16 protein-coding genes are annotated in these 16,646 nt (G+C 42.9%); 11 read left to right on the top strand and 5 right to left on the bottom strand.

Annotated elements, in window-relative coordinates; translation table 11 throughout:
- Positions 1-28 precede the first annotated feature (28 nt).
- From thiS to HMPREF1532_RS15430, 8 genes are all read left to right on the top strand, one after another.
- Positions 29-229: a sulfur carrier protein ThiS gene (gene thiS, locus HMPREF1532_RS15465; protein ID WP_005931506.1), complete on the top strand. Its 201-nt coding sequence runs from the start codon at positions 29-31 to the stop codon at positions 227-229.
- A gap of 3 nt (positions 230-232) precedes the next feature.
- A complete protein-coding gene (locus HMPREF1532_RS15460) occupies positions 233-853 on the top strand; it encodes a thiamine phosphate synthase (protein ID WP_005931505.1) in 621 nt (206 codons plus the stop codon).
- Positions 854-895: 42 nt separating this feature from the next.
- Entirely contained in the window at positions 896-1,672 is a 777-nt protein-coding gene (locus tag HMPREF1532_RS15455; protein ID WP_005931503.1) for a thiazole synthase, read from the top strand.
- 65 nt (positions 1,673-1,737) lie between these two features.
- Positions 1,738-3,432 (top strand): phosphomethylpyrimidine synthase ThiC, encoded by a 1,695-nt coding sequence (thiC, locus tag HMPREF1532_RS15450; protein ID WP_005931501.1) that lies wholly within the window; start codon positions 1,738-1,740, stop codon positions 3,430-3,432.
- A 7-nt stretch (positions 3,433-3,439) separates the two neighbouring features.
- Complete coding sequence (locus tag HMPREF1532_RS15445) at positions 3,440-3,970, top strand: hypothetical protein (RefSeq protein WP_005931500.1); 531 nt, start codon at positions 3,440-3,442, stop codon at positions 3,968-3,970.
- A gap of 78 nt (positions 3,971-4,048) precedes the next feature.
- A complete protein-coding gene (gene thiH, locus HMPREF1532_RS15440; RefSeq protein WP_005931498.1) occupies positions 4,049-5,176 on the top strand; it encodes a 2-iminoacetate synthase ThiH in 1,128 nt (375 codons plus the stop codon).
- Between the two features lie 229 nt (positions 5,177-5,405).
- The gene (locus HMPREF1532_RS15435; protein WP_005931495.1) at positions 5,406-6,098 is read left to right on the top strand and encodes a HesA/MoeB/ThiF family protein; all 693 of its coding nucleotides are present in this window, start codon (positions 5,406-5,408) and stop codon (positions 6,096-6,098) included.
- Positions 6,099-6,158: 60 nt separating this feature from the next.
- Positions 6,159-6,767, top strand: a complete 609-nt coding sequence (locus tag HMPREF1532_RS15430; RefSeq protein WP_005931492.1) for a thiamine phosphate synthase — start codon at positions 6,159-6,161, stop codon at positions 6,765-6,767.
- Between the two features lie 88 nt (positions 6,768-6,855).
- Here the strand turns inward: HMPREF1532_RS15430 and HMPREF1532_RS15425 are convergent, their stop codons facing one another.
- From HMPREF1532_RS15425 to ppdK, 3 genes are all read right to left on the bottom strand, one after another.
- Positions 6,856-7,467 carry a porin family protein gene (locus HMPREF1532_RS15425; RefSeq protein ID WP_005931489.1) on the bottom strand — a complete coding sequence of 204 codons (612 nt, stop codon included), beginning with the start codon at positions 7,465-7,467 and terminating at the stop codon, positions 6,856-6,858.
- 217 nt (positions 7,468-7,684) lie between these two features.
- A complete protein-coding gene (locus tag HMPREF1532_RS15420) occupies positions 7,685-8,203 on the bottom strand; it encodes an outer membrane beta-barrel protein (RefSeq protein ID WP_005931486.1) in 519 nt (172 codons plus the stop codon).
- A 196-nt stretch (positions 8,204-8,399) separates the two neighbouring features.
- Positions 8,400-11,120 (bottom strand): pyruvate, phosphate dikinase, encoded by a 2,721-nt coding sequence (gene ppdK / locus HMPREF1532_RS15415; RefSeq protein ID WP_005931483.1) that lies wholly within the window; start codon positions 11,118-11,120, stop codon positions 8,400-8,402.
- Between the two features lie 200 nt (positions 11,121-11,320).
- Between ppdK and rlmD the strand changes: the two genes are divergently transcribed.
- A complete protein-coding gene (gene rlmD, locus HMPREF1532_RS15410; protein WP_025819149.1) occupies positions 11,321-12,739 on the top strand; it encodes a 23S rRNA (uracil(1939)-C(5))-methyltransferase RlmD in 1,419 nt (472 codons plus the stop codon).
- A gap of 10 nt (positions 12,740-12,749) precedes the next feature.
- Positions 12,750-13,676, top strand: coding sequence for an RluA family pseudouridine synthase (locus tag HMPREF1532_RS15405; protein ID WP_005931476.1), 927 nt, complete (start codon positions 12,750-12,752; stop codon positions 13,674-13,676).
- Between the two features lie 112 nt (positions 13,677-13,788).
- On the opposite strand, the gene HMPREF1532_RS15400 is transcribed toward HMPREF1532_RS15405, so the two are convergent.
- Together HMPREF1532_RS15400 and HMPREF1532_RS15395 are read right to left on the bottom strand one after the other, a co-directional pair.
- Positions 13,789-14,199, bottom strand: a complete 411-nt coding sequence (locus HMPREF1532_RS15400; protein WP_005931472.1) for a hypothetical protein — start codon at positions 14,197-14,199, stop codon at positions 13,789-13,791.
- A 9-nt stretch (positions 14,200-14,208) separates the two neighbouring features.
- Positions 14,209-14,634, bottom strand: a complete 426-nt coding sequence (locus HMPREF1532_RS15395; protein ID WP_005931469.1) for a hypothetical protein — start codon at positions 14,632-14,634, stop codon at positions 14,209-14,211.
- Positions 14,635-14,749: 115 nt separating this feature from the next.
- Between HMPREF1532_RS15395 and HMPREF1532_RS15390 the strand changes: the two genes are divergently transcribed.
- Positions 14,750-16,390, top strand: a complete 1,641-nt coding sequence (locus tag HMPREF1532_RS15390; RefSeq protein ID WP_005931467.1) for a B12-binding domain-containing radical SAM protein — start codon at positions 14,750-14,752, stop codon at positions 16,388-16,390.
- Positions 16,391-16,646: the final 256 nt, after the last annotated feature.

The following is a 16,646-nucleotide window of genomic DNA, read 5'->3' as shown; positions in this document are numbered from 1 at the left end:
TATCATCAATAAACCTAATTTTGTAGCGATGAAAGTACAAGTTAACAACAAAGAAGTGGAAATAGCCGATACTTCTACCATTACGCAACTCACCGTACAATTGGAACTTCCTACTCAGGGCATTGCCATTGCAGCGAATAACAAAATGATTCCGCGTACGGACTGGGACAGTTTCACACTCCACGAGAATGACAATCTGGTTATAATTAAAGCTGCTTGCGGAGGATAGACTATGATCAGCCTGCAATTTATTACTCACCATACCGAGAAATATTCTTATCTGGATTCTGCCCGCATGGCACTTGAAGGCGGGTGCAAATGGATACAATTGCGTATGAAGGAAGCGCCACTGGAAGAAGTGGAAGCCGTTGCCCTACAATTGAAACCAATGTGTAAGGAACATGACGCCATTCTGATACTGGACGACCACGTGGAATTGGCCCAAAAGCTGGAAGTGGACGGAGTACATTTGGGTAAAACAGACATGCCGGTAGCCGAAGCCCGCCAACTGCTGGGCGAAGCGTTCATCATTGGCGGAACAGCCAATACATTTGAGGATGTAGAAATGCACTATCGTGCAGGAGCAGACTATGTAGGTATAGGTCCATTCCGTTTCACTACTACCAAAAAGAACCTGAGTCCTGTCTTGGGAATAGAAGGATACACTTCCATCATTTCACAGATGCAACAGGCCGGAATACAACTTCCGGTAGTAGCCATCGGCGGTATCACTTATCAGGATATTCCGGATATCATGAGAACAGGAGTCAACGGTATTGCTTTATCCGGTACCATACTGCAGGCCGAAAACCCTGTAGAAGAGACCACCCGGATCTTGTCAATCCCCCTTTAATCTCCCTCCCTATTATAAATCATCATTCATAAATTATAAATCATGAAACAGCTTATTATTGCGGGACGTGAATTCAACTCCCGGCTATTCCTTGGTACAGGAAAATTCAACTCAAACGAGCTGATGGAACAATCTTTACTTGCATCGGGTACTGAAATGGTAACGGTGGCCATGAAACGCATAGATATGGATAATAAAGAGGATGACATGTTAAAACACATCATTCATCCGCACATCCAGTTGTTACCCAATACATCGGGTGTACGAAATGCGGAAGAGGCCGTATTTGCCGCACAAATGGCACGCGAAGCTTTCGGAACGAACTGGTTGAAGTTAGAGATTCATCCCGACCCGCGCTATCTGCTTCCGGATTCGGTAGAAACATTGAAGGCTACCGAAGAATTGGTAAAACTGGGATTTGTCGTACTTCCCTACTGCCAGGCCGATCCTGTATTATGCAAACAATTGGAAGAAGCCGGTGCGGCAACTGTAATGCCCCTCGGTGCACCCATCGGAACAAACAAAGGTCTGCAAACCAAAGAATTTCTGAAAATCATCATTGAACAAGCTAATATTCCGGTAGTGATAGATGCCGGAATCGGTGCACCAAGCCATGCCGCCGAAGCAATGGAACTGGGCGCAGCAGCTTGTTTGGTAAACACAGCCATTGCCGTAGCCGGTAACCCGATAGAGATGGCTAAAGCCTTCAAACAGGCAGTTGAAGCGGGCCGCATGGCTTATGAAGCCGGATTGGGAATGCAAATCGACAACCTGATGGCCGAAGCCAGTTCGCCATTAACTGCTTTTCTTAACTCATAGGCTTCCATGCTAAAAAGATATCATAACATACTATCACTTATCACTAATTAACAATTGCTTATAACATGGAACAAAAGATAAAATTTCCCCGTTCAGAGAAAGTATATATATCGGGAAAACTGTTTCCCGATATACGGGTAGCCATGCGTAAAGTGGAGCAAGTGCCCAGTACGACTTTCAATGGCGACGAAAAGATTATAACCCCTAACCCGAAAATATATGTATACGATACCAGTGGGCCTTTCAGCGACCCCGAAATATCCGTGGATTTGAAAAAGGGGTTACCCCGTATGCGTGAAGAATGGATTCTGAAACGTGGTGATGTGGAGCAACTGCCCGAAATCACTTCCGAATACGGCCGTATGCGTCGTGATGATAAAAGTCTGGATCATCTCCGTTTCGAACATATCGCCCTGCCATACCGGGCTAAGGAAGGAGAGCACATCACCCAAATGGCATATGCCAAACGGGGAATTATCACTCCGGAAATGGAATATGTAGCCATCCGTGAAAACATGAACTGCGAAGAATTGGGCATCGAAACCTATATCACACCCGAATTTGTCCGCCGGGAAATAGCCGAAGGCCGTGCCGTGCTACCCGCCAACATCAATCATCCTGAAGCGGAACCAATGATCATCGGCCGTAATTTCCTTGTGAAGATTAATACGAACATCGGTAACTCGGCCACTACTTCCGGTATTGACGAGGAAGTAGAAAAAGCCGTATGGAGTTGTAAATGGGGTGGAGATACACTTATGGATCTTTCCACCGGAGAAAATATTCACGAAACGCGCGAATGGATTATCCGTAACTGCCCTGTACCGGTAGGCACCGTGCCCATCTATCAAGCATTGGAGAAAGTGAACGGTAAGGTAGAAGACCTCACTTGGGAACTTTACCGCGATACCTTGATCGAGCAATGTGAGCAGGGAGTGGATTATTTTACCATTCATGCGGGTATCCGTCGCCATAATGTGCATTTGGCCGACAAACGTCTTTGCGGTATCGTAAGCCGTGGCGGAAGCATCATGAGCAAATGGTGTCTGGTGCACGATCGCGAGAGTTTTCTCTACGAGCACTTTGATGACATCTGCGACATCTTAGCACAATATGATGTAGCCGTTTCACTGGGCGACGGACTGCGTCCCGGCTCTATCCACGATGCCAACGATGAAGCACAGTTTGCCGAACTCGACACCATGGGAGAACTCGTTGTACGTGCTTGGGAAAAGAATGTGCAAGCATTCATCGAAGGTCCGGGACACGTGCCCATGCACAAAATAAAAGAGAATATGGAACGTCAGATCGAAAAATGCCATAATGCACCGTTCTACACGCTCGGTCCGTTGGTCACGGACATCGCTCCGGGATACGACCATATCACATCGGCCATCGGTGCAGCCCAAATAGGATGGTTAGGTACAGCCATGCTCTGCTATGTCACTCCGAAAGAACATCTGGCGCTTCCGGATAAGGAAGACGTACGTGTAGGGGTCATCACTTACAAGATAGCCGCCCATGCCGCCGACCTTGCCAAAGGACATCCCGGGGCACAAGTTCGCGACAATGCATTGAGCAAAGCCCGTTATGAATTCCGTTGGAAAGATCAATTCGACCTTTCACTCGACCCGGAACGTGCTTTTTCTTATTTTCATGCCGGACGTCACACAGACGGAGAGTATTGCACCATGTGCGGCCCCAACTTCTGTGCCATGCGTCTGAGCCGTGAACTCAGAAATACTAAAAAAGAAGAATAAAGCAAATATGGAGAGAATAGACGAATTCCGTAATATGCTGTTGGTGCATATTTCCGAATTAGATATAAAGCCATTGGTAAAGGAAATCAACTACCATCCGGAATATTTCCCCGACATATACCAACTGACTTCCGACAGTAAGCCACTGGTATCATGGCGCGCCTTATGGGTGTGTGAAAAACTGAGTGAGATACATCCGGAATGGTTCATTCCGCTATACGGAGAACTGACCGACCGATTGCTGACTTGCAAACACGACGGTTCGAAACGCCTATATCTTTCCATACTTTTCAATCTTCCGATACAAGAACCAATATCGGTTCCCCTGCTGAATTTCTGTTTCGACCGTATGTTTTCACCTGCCGAAAGCATCGGTGTGCAAGCCTTATGTATCAAGATGGCCTATCGACTCTGCGAAAAAGAACCGGAGCTAATGGGTGAACTACGCATCATACTGGAAAATGCCGAAACGGAATTCTTCACAAAAGGAGTAACTACTGCTATCCGAAACACATTGAAAAAAATGGGGAGGAAGTAGTCAGGGGAAGAATTTAGTAGTCAAGTAGATAAGTAGTTGAATGATCAAATAATTAAGTAGTTAAGTAGTAGAATCAATATGTTTTCAGAAGAATTAGAAAAAATATCATGGGAGGAGACGACGAAAGCCATCTATTCCAAAACAGATGCTGACGTACGTCGTGCATTAGGCAAAGAACACTGTGATGTGAACGATTTCATGGCACTCATATCACCTGCCGCCACCCCTTATCTGGAAGTAATGGCGCGACTCAGTCAAAAGTACACAATGGAACGTTTCGGAAAGACGATCTCCATGTTTGTTCCCTTGTACCTCACCAACTCATGTACCAATTCATGCGTTTATTGTGGTTTTCACATTAGCAATCCTATGAAACGCACCATATTGACTGATGAAGAAATCATAAACGAATACAAAGCTATCAAACGGCTCGCTCCTTTCGAGAACCTGCTGCTGGTAACAGGAGAGAATCCGGCAGCCGCCGGAGTGCCCTACATAGCACGCGCTTTAGATTTGGCTAAACCTTACTTCAGCAACCTTCAGATAGAAGTGATGCCTCTCAAAGCGGAAGAATATGAAGAACTGACCTATCACGGACTGAACGGTGTCATCTGTTTTCAGGAGACATACAACAAGGCTAATTATAAAACCTATCATCCACGCGGCATGAAGTCCAAATTCGAATGGCGCGTCAACGGTTTCGACCGCATGGGACAAGCCGGCGTACACAAAATCGGCATGGGAGTGCTCATCGGCCTGGAAGAGTGGCGTACGGATGTTACAATGATGGCTTACCACCTGCGTTATCTTCAAAAACATTATTGGAAAACCAAATATAGTGTCAATTTCCCACGGATGCGTCCTTCGGAAAATGGCGGTTTCCAACCCAACATCATCATGAACGACCGCGAATTAGCACAGTTGACCTTTGCTATGCGCATCTTCGATCACGATGTAGATATCTCCTACTCCACCCGCGAAAGTGCCGAGATACGTAATCATATGGCAACATTAGGTGTAACTACCATGAGTGCTGAGAGCAAAACAGAGCCGGGCGGATATTACAGCTATCCGCAAACCCTGGAACAGTTTCACATAAATGATGACCGCAAAGCCGTGGAAGTGGAAAGAGATCTGAGAAAACTCGGTCGCGAGCCTGTATGGAAAGACTGGGATCAAAGTTTCGACAATCTGAAAAGAGTATAGTAACATCAACACTATTCATTCTACATTTACCTCAAAAGAAGCTTGAACAGTAGTTGTTTCTCAATTGTGATACGAGCGTCTCACATCTATGATACGCGTGTCGCTCAATTGTGAGACGCTCGTATCACAATTGAGAAAAGATAACTACTACGGTAACTTTTCATTTAAACTACAACAGCTTTTCATCTAAGCTATGCAACATCATTATCAACTATAAAAACATTTGAATATGCGTTATAACCGTCAAATCATGCTTCCCGAAATAGGAAACGAAGGACAAGCCAAGCTGAAAGCGGCCAAAGTATTGATAGTGGGTGTCGGCGGGTTGGGATCACCCATCGCTCTCTACCTAACAGGTGCCGGAGTAGGTACTATCGGACTGGTAGACAATGACGAAGTAAGTATCAGTAACCTGCAACGGCAAGTGCTATACACCGAAGAGGAACTTGGAGATTTCAAAGCCGTATGTGCTGCTATGCATCTTACCGCACTCAACAGCGAAATTACTGTGAACTCCTGCCCGGGACGCCTAAATAAAGACAATGCAAGCGAACTTATCAGTGATTATGATATAGTTGTGGATGGGTGTGACAATTTTGCCACGCGTTATCTGATCAATGACATCTGCATAGAACAGGGAAAACCCTACGTCTACGGAGCCATCTGTGGCTTTGAAGGCCAAGTATCCGTTTTCAACTACGGAAATACTCCCAAAACATACAGAGACCTTTATCCCGATGAAGAAGAAATGCTACGCATGCCTCCCCCGCCCAAAGGAGTATTAGGGGTTACTCCTGCTATCACAGGCAGTGTAGAAGCCACCGAAGTATTGAAAATAATCTGTGGTTTTGGAGAAGTTTTGGCAGGTAAATTATGGACAATTGACCTGCGGACATGGCAATCTAACATATTTTCACTATAAACGTTGGCATCGGATATAGTTAATTGCTAACTTTGCTAAACAAATTGTTTAACAAAAGAAATGAAGCTCATTGTAGTTACCACCCCCACCTTCTTCGTTGAAGAAGACAAAATAATTACTGCTCTTTTCGAAGAGGGTCTGGACATTCTACACCTTAGAAAACCGGAAACACCTGCTATGTACTCAGAACGTCTGCTGACGCTGATACCGGAGAAATTTCATCACCGTATCGTTACGCACGAACATTTCTACTTAAAAGAGGAATTCAATCTGATGGGAATCCACTTAAACAGTAGAAACCCTAAAGAGCCCCATGACTATGCAGGGCACGTAAGTTGTTCGTGTCATTCGGTAGAAGAGGTGAAAAATAAAAAGCACTTCTACGATTATGTATTCATGAGTCCCATCTACGACAGTATCTCGAAGGTGAATTATTACTCCACTTACACAGCCGAAGAACTACGCCAAGCACAGAAAGATAAAATTATCGACTGTAAAGTAATGGCGCTCGGTGGCATTAATGAAGAAAATATATTAGAAATAAAAGATTTTGGTTTCGGTGGTGCCGTAGTACTCGGAGACGTTTGGAATAAATTCGATGCTTGTTGTGACCGTGATTATCTGGCAGTAATAGAACACTTTAAAAAGTTGAAAAAGCTGGCTGATTGATATTTATAGCAATTCGATATAAGAACTCCCACTTTACTCTTAATGAATGAAGCGGGAGTTTGTTGCGTCAGCAAGGCAGTTAGGCCATTTAGAATTTATATCCTAAAGTAATAGCACAGTTTATATTTTTAGGGTTAGAGTCAAGGTTCAGATCTGCCAGTTTCACTAAACCAAACTGACCATCAATACCTACAATAATCCGACCGAACTCGGCTGCAACACCCACTCCCAAACCGGCATCAAAACGATCAAAGGCGTCACTTCCGAAAGTTTTTTCCTTGATATCCGTCTTCGATCCACTTATACTCATTTTGGTTCTAGTTTTTCCTCCTACTCCACAAGCTAAATATGGACCAGCGCTTACCACAATATTCGTATTATTGGCCACATTGAAACGCGCTGCCGCCATAATCGGCAATTCAAAATACATTGCATTGAACTTTACTTCAGCTTCATTACCGGAAACAGTTGCACTGAACTTAGCCCCCTTTTGGGACAAAAACAAAGAAGGCTGTAACAACCACGTATCGTTAAAGGCATATTCCATCCCTACCCCCAATTTAACACCAACCTTAGCACTCACATCCAAATCACCCGTAAAGTTACTGATATTCATACCGACTTTAGCATTCCAGGAAACTTGTGAAAAACCCGCTAAAGACAATAAAGCGAACATCACTAATAAAATACCTTTCTTCATAATTTTAATGTTTTTAATTAATATAAAGTCATTTTCTGTGTTAACAATGTTACAAATATATTATTTAAATACATTAAAAACAAACATATTGTTAATAATTATACAACAAATAGATATTACATACAAGAAAAGGGAATTCCCTATTTATTGGAACTCCCTTCCCTATTTCTGATTTGAAAATAAAGGATCTTCGCTTTAATCTTTCAAAACCGGTCTGTTAAAATTCATAATGAAAACCAAAGCTCAAGTCTTCACTCTGCAAACTGATACCAAAACCGTCTTCAGTCACCGAATAATCATCCCTGAAGCCCACGAAGCCACATTTAGCAATAAGACTAAAATTCTTATTCAACTTTAAAGCAATCCCCGGCTTCAAACCGATTTCATAACCATTGGTAGCTTTATCAGCACCTTTTATACGATTGGTTGAAAATCCCAGACCACCGTCAATAAACAGTCTGACAATCTTATTCTCATAATAAGAAAAACGTGCATAAGGTGCAATAGCAACGCTATTTCTTTTCATTTTCTCAAAATAATCGTGTGAATAAGAGAACGTAACTCCTACCGCCCACTGTTCATTAAGGTTATAACCGACTTCGGGGGCAATTGTAAAATTAGTTCTATTGGCATCACCATTACGCCATAAATTAAATACACCACCCATGTAAAGATCTTGAGCATTCACAGACAAGGCTGCCACCATTACAAACAAAGACACTAACAGTTTTTTCATTTTTCTTTTGTTTTAAATTAAACATAAAATAGGCAAGTTCATGTGTCTATTTATTTCGGGGCGCAAAGATATAACAAGAGTTTTGACTAAACAATATTTTAGTTAGTTTTTTATAAAACTTCGAAATAGATAAATAAAAAAGGGAAGCCGTTTTTAATGGCTTCCCTCTCCAAGATATAATTATAAACGATAATTATCAGTCTTCCAATGCGGCCTGCGCCGCTGCAAGTCTCGCAATGGGTACACGGAATGGAGAACAACTTACATAGTTCAATCCTACTCTATGGCAGAACTTCACAGATGAAGGTTCACCACCATGTTCACCGCAAATGCCACATTTCAAATCCGGACGAACCGCACGCCCCTTTTCCGTAGCCATACGAACCAACTGGCCTACACCGTTTTGGTCGAGCACTTGGAATGGGTCTACTTTCAGAATCTTCTTTTCCAGATAAACCGGAAGGAAAGAAGCAATGTCATCACGAGAATAACCGAATGTCATCTGTGTTAAGTCATTCGTACCAAATGAGAAGAACTCGGCTGAAGAAGCAATGCGATCGGCTGTCAAAGCAGCACGTGGAATCTCAATCATCGTACCTACCTTATAATCAATACGATCACCAACCTCTGCAAAGAGTTTTTCAGCCTCAGCACGAATCACGTCTTCCTGCTGCTTGAATTCATAAAGGATACCGGTCAACGGTACCATGATTTCCGGATGTGTCTCGACACCTTCTTTCTTTAATTCGAGAGCAGCACCAAGAATGGCACGAGTCTGCATCTGAGTGATTTCCGGATAAGTATTACCCAAACGACAACCGCGGTGACCCAACATCGGATTATGTTCGCAAAGCGATTCTACACGCTGTTGGATATATTGCAAGCTTACCCCCATTGTATCTGCCATTTCCTGTTGTCCTTTCAAATCGTGCGGAACGAACTCGTGCAAAGGAGGATCGAGCAGACGAACAGTCACCGGACAACCAGCCATTGCCTTAAAGATTCCTTTAAAATCCGCTTGCTGGTACGGAAGAATTTTAGCCAACGCTTTACGACGTCCATCCGCGTTCTCAGCCAGAATCATCTCACGCATTGCTTTAATCTTCTCACCTTCGAAGAACATATGTTCCGTACGACAAAGACCGATTCCCACAGCACCAAAATCACGGGCTACTTTTGCATCATGCGGAGTATCGGCATTAGTACGTACCTGAAGTTTCGTATATTTATCGGCCAAAGCCATCAATTCGGCAAAATCACCGGAAAGCTCGGCAGCTTTCGTTTCTACTTTACCTTGATAAACTTCACCCGTACTACCGTTCAACGAGATATAATCGCCTTCTTTTAACAGAACACCGTCTACTTCTACCGTGCGTGCCTTATAATCGATATTCAAAGCACCGGCACCGGAAACACAACATTTACCCATACCACGTGCTACTACGGCAGCGTGAGAAGTCATACCACCGCGAGCAGTCAAGATACCCTGTGCAACAGCCATACCGGCAAGGTCTTCGGGAGAAGTCTCCACACGTACCATTACTACTTTCTTACCTCCGGCAGCCCATTCGGCAGCATCATCAGCAAAGAATACAATCTGTCCGGTTGCAGCACCCGGAGAAGCAGGAAGTCCGCGAGTCAGCACTTTCGCCTGTTTCAAAGCATTTTTATCGAATACCGGGTGAAGAAGCTCATCCAGCTTATTGGGTTCAACACGCATTAGAGCGGTCTTTTCGTCAATCATTCCCTGATGGAGCAAATCCATGGCAATTTTCACCATAGCCGCACCGGTACGTTTGCCGTTACGGGTTTGCAGGAACCACAATTTACCTTCCTGTACAGTAAACTCCATATCCTGCATGTCGCGGTAATGATTTTCAAGTTTAGTCTGTAATGCATCCAGTTGTTTGTAGATTTCGGGCATAGCCTCTTCCATAGAAGGAAATTGAGCGGCGCGTACTTCTTCTGTCACACCGGCCAATACAGCCCAACGCTGAGACCCTATTTTAGTAATCTGTTGCGGAGTACGGATACCGGCCACCACATCTTCGCCCTGTGCATTAATCAGATATTCGCCATTGAACAGGTCTTCACCCGTAGCAGCATCGCGTGAGAAGCAAACACCGGTAGCAGAAGTATCGCCCATATTACCAAATACCATTGCCTGTACAGAAACGGCAGTCCCCCATTCATCAGGAATACCTTCCATTTTACGATAAAGGATGGCACGCTCGTTCATCCATGAATTAAATACGGCACAAATAGCTCCCCAAAGTTGTTCATAGGCACATGTCGGAAAATCTTTTCCTGTCTGTTCTTTTACAGCAGCCTTAAAGCGCTTCACCAGTTCCTTGAGGTCTTCTACTTCAAGCTGATTGTCCAATTTCACACCTTTAGCATGTTTCACCTCTTCAATGATAGCTTCGAACGGATCGACATCCTCCTTATTCACAGGTTTCATGCCCAATACCACATCGCCATACATTTGCACGAAACGACGATAAGAGTCCCATGCAAAACGGGCATTACCGGTTTTGCGGGTCAATCCTTCCACCACCTCATCATTTAAGCCCAAATTCAAAATAGTATCCATCATACCCGGCATAGAAGCACGCGCTCCGGAACGGACCGAAACGAGCAGAGGATTTTCGATATCGCCGAATTTCGACTTCATCAGTACTTCTACATTTGCAATGGCTTTTTCTACTTCGTCTTTTAGGAGAGCTACGACTTTATCTTGTCCCAATTCATAATATTCGGTACAAACGTCTGTTGTGATTGTAAATCCGGGAGGAACAGGAACCCCGATAAGATTCATTTCTGCAAGATTGGCACCTTTACCACCCAATAGATTTCTCATACCGGCCTTGCCTTCCGCCTGGCCATTTCCAAAGGTATAAACTCTTTTTTTGTCCATAATACGTATTTAAAGTTATCTAATTGTGATTTTTTCTGTTCGCAAATCTAAGTATATTTCACAAACCAGAAAACTTTTCATGAAAAAAGTTTCTATTAAAATGCAATTTCGACATTGCAATCTTTATTATTTCATCTGATAGAGAGAAATCCCGAAAAAATACCTATTTTTGCGAAATAATTTATTAGATTGGTGTAAAAGTGGCAAGAAAGAAAAAAGAACTTCCCTTATTAGAGAAGGTAACAATTACGGATGTGGCTGCCGAAGGAAAAGCCATAGCAAAAGTAAACGACCTGGTGATTTTTGTTCCTTATGTAGTACCGGGTGATGTGGTAGATCTGCAAATCAAACGCAAAAAGAATAAATATGCCGAAGCAGAAGCTGTGAATTTCCACGAATATTCTTCAACACGTGCCGTTCCTTTCTGCCAGCACTATGGCATATGCGGTGGTTGTAAGTGGCAAGTGCTTCCCTATGCAGAGCAAATCAAATACAAGCAGAAACAAGTGGAAGATAACCTGAGAAGAATCGGAAAAATCGAACTGCCGGAAATTTCTCCGATATTGGGTTCCGCCAAAACCGAATTCTATCGGAATAAATTGGAATTTACCTTCTCGGACAAACGCTGGCTCACATACGAAGAAGTAAAACAAGAAGTGAAATACGACCAGATGAATGCTGTAGGATTCCACATTCCCGGAGCATTCGACAAGGTGCTGGCTATTGAGAAATGCTGGTTACAGAATGATATATCCAACCGTATCCGTAATGCGGTACGTGATTATGCTTACGAGCACAACTACTCTTTCATCAATCTGCGCTCGCAAGAAGGCATGCTTCGCAATATGATTATCCGCACCTCTTCTACGGGTGAGCTAATGGTTATTATTATCTGCAAGATCGTAGAAGACAGTGAAATGACGCTCTTTAAGCAACTGCTGCAATACGTGGCAGACACATTCCCGGAAATTACTTCTCTGCTATATATTATTAATAATAAATGCAATGACACCATCAATGATCTGGATGTCTACGTTTTTAAAGGTAATGACCACATTTTCGAAGAAATGGAAGGATTGCGCTTCAAAGTCGGTCCGAAATCATTCTACCAGACCAACTCCGAACAAGCATACAATCTGTATAAGATAGCCCGTGATTTTGCCGGACTGACAGGAAACGAATTGGTGTACGACCTTTATACGGGTACGGGAACCATTGCCAACTTCGTGTCCCGCCAAGCTCGCCAAGTGATCGGTATCGAGTATGTACCCGAAGCCATAGAAGACGCCAAAGTGAATGCCGAAATCAATGGGATAGACAATACCTTGTTCTTTGCCGGAGATATGAAAGACATGCTGACCCAAGAGTTCATCAATGAATATGGTCGTCCGGATGTTATCATTACTGACCCTCCACGTGCCGGAATGCATCAGGATGTAGTAGATGTTATCCTTTTTGCCGAACCAAAACGAATTGTATATGTTAGTTGTAATCCGGCTACACAAGCACGTGACTTACAGTTGTTGGACGTGAAATATAAAGTAAAAGCAGTACAACCAGTCGATATGTTCCCACATACACACCATGTTGAGAATGTCGTTTTACTCGAACTCAGATAAAAGAGAAAATATGGCTAAAGAGAAAAAAACAAAAAGAAGTGCAGCCGAAAAAGCCAAAGCACAATATACGGGATATACGGTAAAAGAGCCTATGGAACTGATGGAGTTCCTCGCCAGCAAAATGCCGGATGCCAGCCGCACTAAGTTGAAATCATTGTTGAGTAAACGTATCGTATACGTTGATAAGGTTATCACCACACAATTCAATTTTCCGTTGCAACCGGGCATGAAAATAGAAATCAGCAAGGACAAAGGCCGGAAAGAATTCAGTAACCGCTTGCTAAAGATCGTCTACGAGGATGCCTATATCATCGTGGTGGAGAAAATGGAAGGACTATTGTCCGTCAATACGGAAAGACAGAAAGAACGTACGGCATATACCATTCTCAACGAGTATGTGCAACGTTCGGGAAAGCACCACCGTATATATATCGTACATCGTCTGGACAGAGACACTTCGGGATTGATGATGTTTGCCAAAGATGAAAAGACACAGCATACCTTACGTGAATATTGGCATGATATCGTGACAGACCGTCGCTACGTAGCAGTAGTTGCTGGTGAAATGGAAAAAGATCATGGAACGGTAACCTCTTGGTTGACCGATCGTACACTCTACGTAAGCTCCAGCAAATATGATGATGGCGGTTCGAAATCAGTCACTCATTATCACACAATCAAACGTGCTAACGGATATTCATTGATGGAATTGGATCTGGAAACAGGACGCAAGAATCAGATTCGTGTACACATGCAAGACTTAGGACATCCTATCATTGGTGACGGTAGATACGGCGGAGAAAACACTCCGAATCCTATCGGACGCCTTGCCCTTCATGCATTCAAACTCTGCTTCTATCATCCGGTGACCAACGAATTGATGGAATTCGAAACTACATATCCGCCGGCATTCAAGAAACTGTTTCTGAAAAAATAAGAAGCGGTAAATGAAATACCCATATATATAATGATAATGCCCCGTAGCAAAACGTGTTACGGGGCATTATCATTATATATGGCAAGATACCTATTGGCATACTCACACGATTTTAATTATCCATTTCTAAGGAGACACTGAACTCATATGTACCATCGGCATAAAGTTCCCCGTTCAGGAATCGGCCGCTGACATATACACCTCTTATTTCCAACATAGGATGATCCCGTCCATAATCCAGATACAAAGTTCCCATGTCTATCCACCAGCGAACAGGTAAAGTAGCCGCTCTTCCTCCACCACCATCGGCATAATAATACTGCTCATCGATGGCATAATCGTTTCCTTTGAAAGTAATGCCGCTTTCCACATTATAAGGGCCTACCGCGAAACCCAGATCGCCCACCCAAGTACGATCTACAATATAGTAATAAATAGATTCGTCATCTTGCTCACAAGACGAGAAACTCAAAATAGCCACCGTCAATACCAGTAACAGTTTTATGTGATTCAATACTTTCATATTCTTTTCCTATTCCTTTCTAAATGTCACCTCAACTCCATCCAATTTACCGGAAAGATAATTCTGGCGCACCCAAACATTCTCAAAATAATGTACTTTGCCTGCACCATAGTTAAGCTTAATCCCTTCCATTTCCTGATCTATCCATTCCCAACTAAGAGTATAAGTCAGAGTACGCGCAGGAAGCGACTCCCCCAACCGATAATATTCAAATCTTTCCTGTCCACTTCTGTCTGGAGTAAATTCCAATTGATGCACACAGTACTCCGTATCATTATCAGTTTCATACTTTTCCGTCCATATTTTATTACATAACTTTTCATCGCTGTTACGCAAATAATCGTCCGTGTAATAAATATCGTCACCGCAAGCTCCTAAGCCAAGCACTAATATCAATAATAACAATGCCAATCTTGTACAGTTTAATCTTTTCATATTCTTATACTTTTTTGTTAATAATACATCGACAAATATAGCGTTTTTAATCTACTGTATGTAAATAAAGCTTGCTTTTTCTTATCTTTGCAGCCATAAACGTTAAACTTTTTACATGAAAATTCTTTGGCTCGACTTAAACAGTTCTTATGCTCACTCCTCATTGGCGCTACCGGCACTACATGCACAGATGGCTACCAACGACTCCTTCGAATGGGAAATCGTTTCAGCTACCATCAATGAAAACGTAGGAATGGTGACAAACAGTATCTATCATCACCATCCGGATATTATAGCAGCAACCAACTGGTTATTCAATCATGAGCAACTGTTACACATTCTCTCAAGGGCCAAAGCATTACTACCTTATTGCCGCATCGCTCTGGGAGGTCCGGAATTTTTAGGAGACAATGAAGACTTTCTACGTAAAAATCCTTTTGTCGATTGTGTATTCCGGGGAGAAGGTGAAGAAGTATTTCCTCAATGGTTACAATATCAAAATCAACCGGAACAATGGGATACAGTCACTGGACTATGCTACCTCGACAAGAAAAATCTGTATCACGACAACGGTATTGCCCGTGTAATGAACTTTGTTCATCTCATCCCGCCGGAAAAGAGCAGTTTCTTTAACTGGAGCAAACCATTCGTACAATTAGAGACAACACGAGGATGTTTCAACACTTGTGCTTTCTGTGTAAGCGGTGGAGAGAAGCCGGTACGAACACTTCCAATAGAAACAATCCGTGAACGCTTGATGGAAATTCACCGACATGGAATAAAGAATGTCCGTGTACTCGACCGTACGTTCAACTACAACAACAAGCGGGCCAAAGAACTACTAAACCTGTTTCTTGAGTTTTCACCGGATATCTGTTTTCATCTGGAAATACATCCCGCTTTACTTTCCGAAGAATTGAAAAAAGAACTGGCCGGACTTCCTAAAGGTTTGCTACACTTGGAAGCCGGTATCCAAAGTTTGCGCGAACCAGTACTGGAACAGAGCCGTAGAATGGGACGCTTATCCGATGCTTTAGACGGATTGAAATATCTATGTTCTTTGCACAATATGGAGACTCATGCCGATCTCATTGCCGGATTGCCTCTATATCATCTTTCTGAAATTTTCGAAGACATACATACTCTGGCTGAATACGGTGCAGGAGAGATTCAACTGGAATCATTGAAATTGCTTCCCGGAACGGAAATGCGGCGAAGAGCCGAAGAACTCGGCATTCAATATGCTCCTCTTCCTCCCTACGAAGTCCTACAAACAAGAGAAATCAGTGTAGACGAATTACAAACAGCCCGTGTGCTCTCGCGCTTACTGGATGGCTTTTATAATACTCCTACCTGGCAAAACATCACTCGGACACTGATGTTGGAAAACGAACATTTCTTGCATCATTTTCTGGATCACCTTATGCAAATCGGCTTGATAGACCAACCACTGAGCTTGGAAAAAAGAGGATTGATTTTGTATGAATTCTGTAAGCAAAATTATCCGGCCTATCAGACACAGGTCAGCATTGCTTGGATAGAAGCGGGCATGTCACTAAAGAAACTTCCGGCAGAAAAAGTAAAAACGAAACGACAAATCCCTCCCGAAACGTGGATAACCATTTATGGCAAGTACAAAGAGACATTACGCTTATGTTTCCTGCCCGCCAATCAAGAAGGACAAGCAGGATACTGGTTTGGATTTGAATCAGAAATACAAAAGGCAGAACCGGTATTTAAAGCGCTCACAATGTGATGTAGATCACCCTTTCATTTAATATCTATAAAATCTCATTTCATGGTAGTGCTATTAACATACAACACTCTGTTCCAACAAAATTACGGTTCACATGATTCAATTTCATAACGATACAATTAATACGATGCCTGTGCAATGGGTACTGCTGCCAATTATTAGTTTCAATTCCATAACGGTACAATTAATACTACATTACTAGGTATATTTATAACCTTAGGTCAATTGTTTCAATTCCATAACGGTACAATTAATA

The sequence above is a fragment of the Bacteroides salyersiae WAL 10018 = DSM 18765 = JCM 12988 genome, from assembly GCF_000381365.1.
Classification (GTDB): Bacteria; Bacteroidota; Bacteroidia; order Bacteroidales; family Bacteroidaceae; genus Bacteroides; species Bacteroides salyersiae.
The sequence above is the reverse complement of the archived record's forward strand: the minus strand, read 5'-3'. Positions and strand labels throughout refer to the sequence as shown.

Excerpts from the sequence above, each read along its gene's own strand:
- thiS (WP_005931506.1), top strand. The coding sequence starts at position 29 with ATGAAAGTACAAGTTAACAACAAAGAAGTGGAAATAGCCGATACTTCT.
- HMPREF1532_RS15460 (WP_005931505.1), top strand. The coding sequence starts at position 233 with ATGATCAGCCTGCAATTTATTACTCACCATACCGAGAAATATTCTTAT.
- HMPREF1532_RS15455 (WP_005931503.1), top strand. The coding sequence starts at position 896 with ATGAAACAGCTTATTATTGCGGGACGTGAATTCAACTCCCGGCTATTC.
- thiC (WP_005931501.1), top strand. The coding sequence starts at position 1,738 with ATGGAACAAAAGATAAAATTTCCCCGTTCAGAGAAAGTATATATATCG.
- HMPREF1532_RS15445 (WP_005931500.1), top strand. The coding sequence starts at position 3,440 with ATGGAGAGAATAGACGAATTCCGTAATATGCTGTTGGTGCATATTTCC.
- thiH (WP_005931498.1), top strand. The coding sequence starts at position 4,049 with ATGTTTTCAGAAGAATTAGAAAAAATATCATGGGAGGAGACGACGAAA.
- HMPREF1532_RS15435 (WP_005931495.1), top strand. The coding sequence starts at position 5,406 with ATGCGTTATAACCGTCAAATCATGCTTCCCGAAATAGGAAACGAAGGA.
- HMPREF1532_RS15430 (WP_005931492.1), top strand. The coding sequence starts at position 6,159 with ATGAAGCTCATTGTAGTTACCACCCCCACCTTCTTCGTTGAAGAAGAC.
- HMPREF1532_RS15425 (WP_005931489.1), bottom strand. The coding sequence starts at position 7,467 with ATGAAGAAAGGTATTTTATTAGTGATGTTCGCTTTATTGTCTTTAGCG.
- HMPREF1532_RS15420 (WP_005931486.1), bottom strand. The coding sequence starts at position 8,203 with ATGAAAAAACTGTTAGTGTCTTTGTTTGTAATGGTGGCAGCCTTGTCT.
- ppdK (WP_005931483.1), bottom strand. The coding sequence starts at position 11,120 with ATGGACAAAAAAAGAGTTTATACCTTTGGAAATGGCCAGGCGGAAGGC.
- HMPREF1532_RS15405 (WP_005931476.1), top strand. The coding sequence starts at position 12,750 with ATGGCTAAAGAGAAAAAAACAAAAAGAAGTGCAGCCGAAAAAGCCAAA.
- HMPREF1532_RS15400 (WP_005931472.1), bottom strand. The coding sequence starts at position 14,199 with ATGAAAGTATTGAATCACATAAAACTGTTACTGGTATTGACGGTGGCT.
- HMPREF1532_RS15395 (WP_005931469.1), bottom strand. The coding sequence starts at position 14,634 with ATGAAAAGATTAAACTGTACAAGATTGGCATTGTTATTATTGATATTA.
- HMPREF1532_RS15390 (WP_005931467.1), top strand. The coding sequence starts at position 14,750 with ATGAAAATTCTTTGGCTCGACTTAAACAGTTCTTATGCTCACTCCTCA.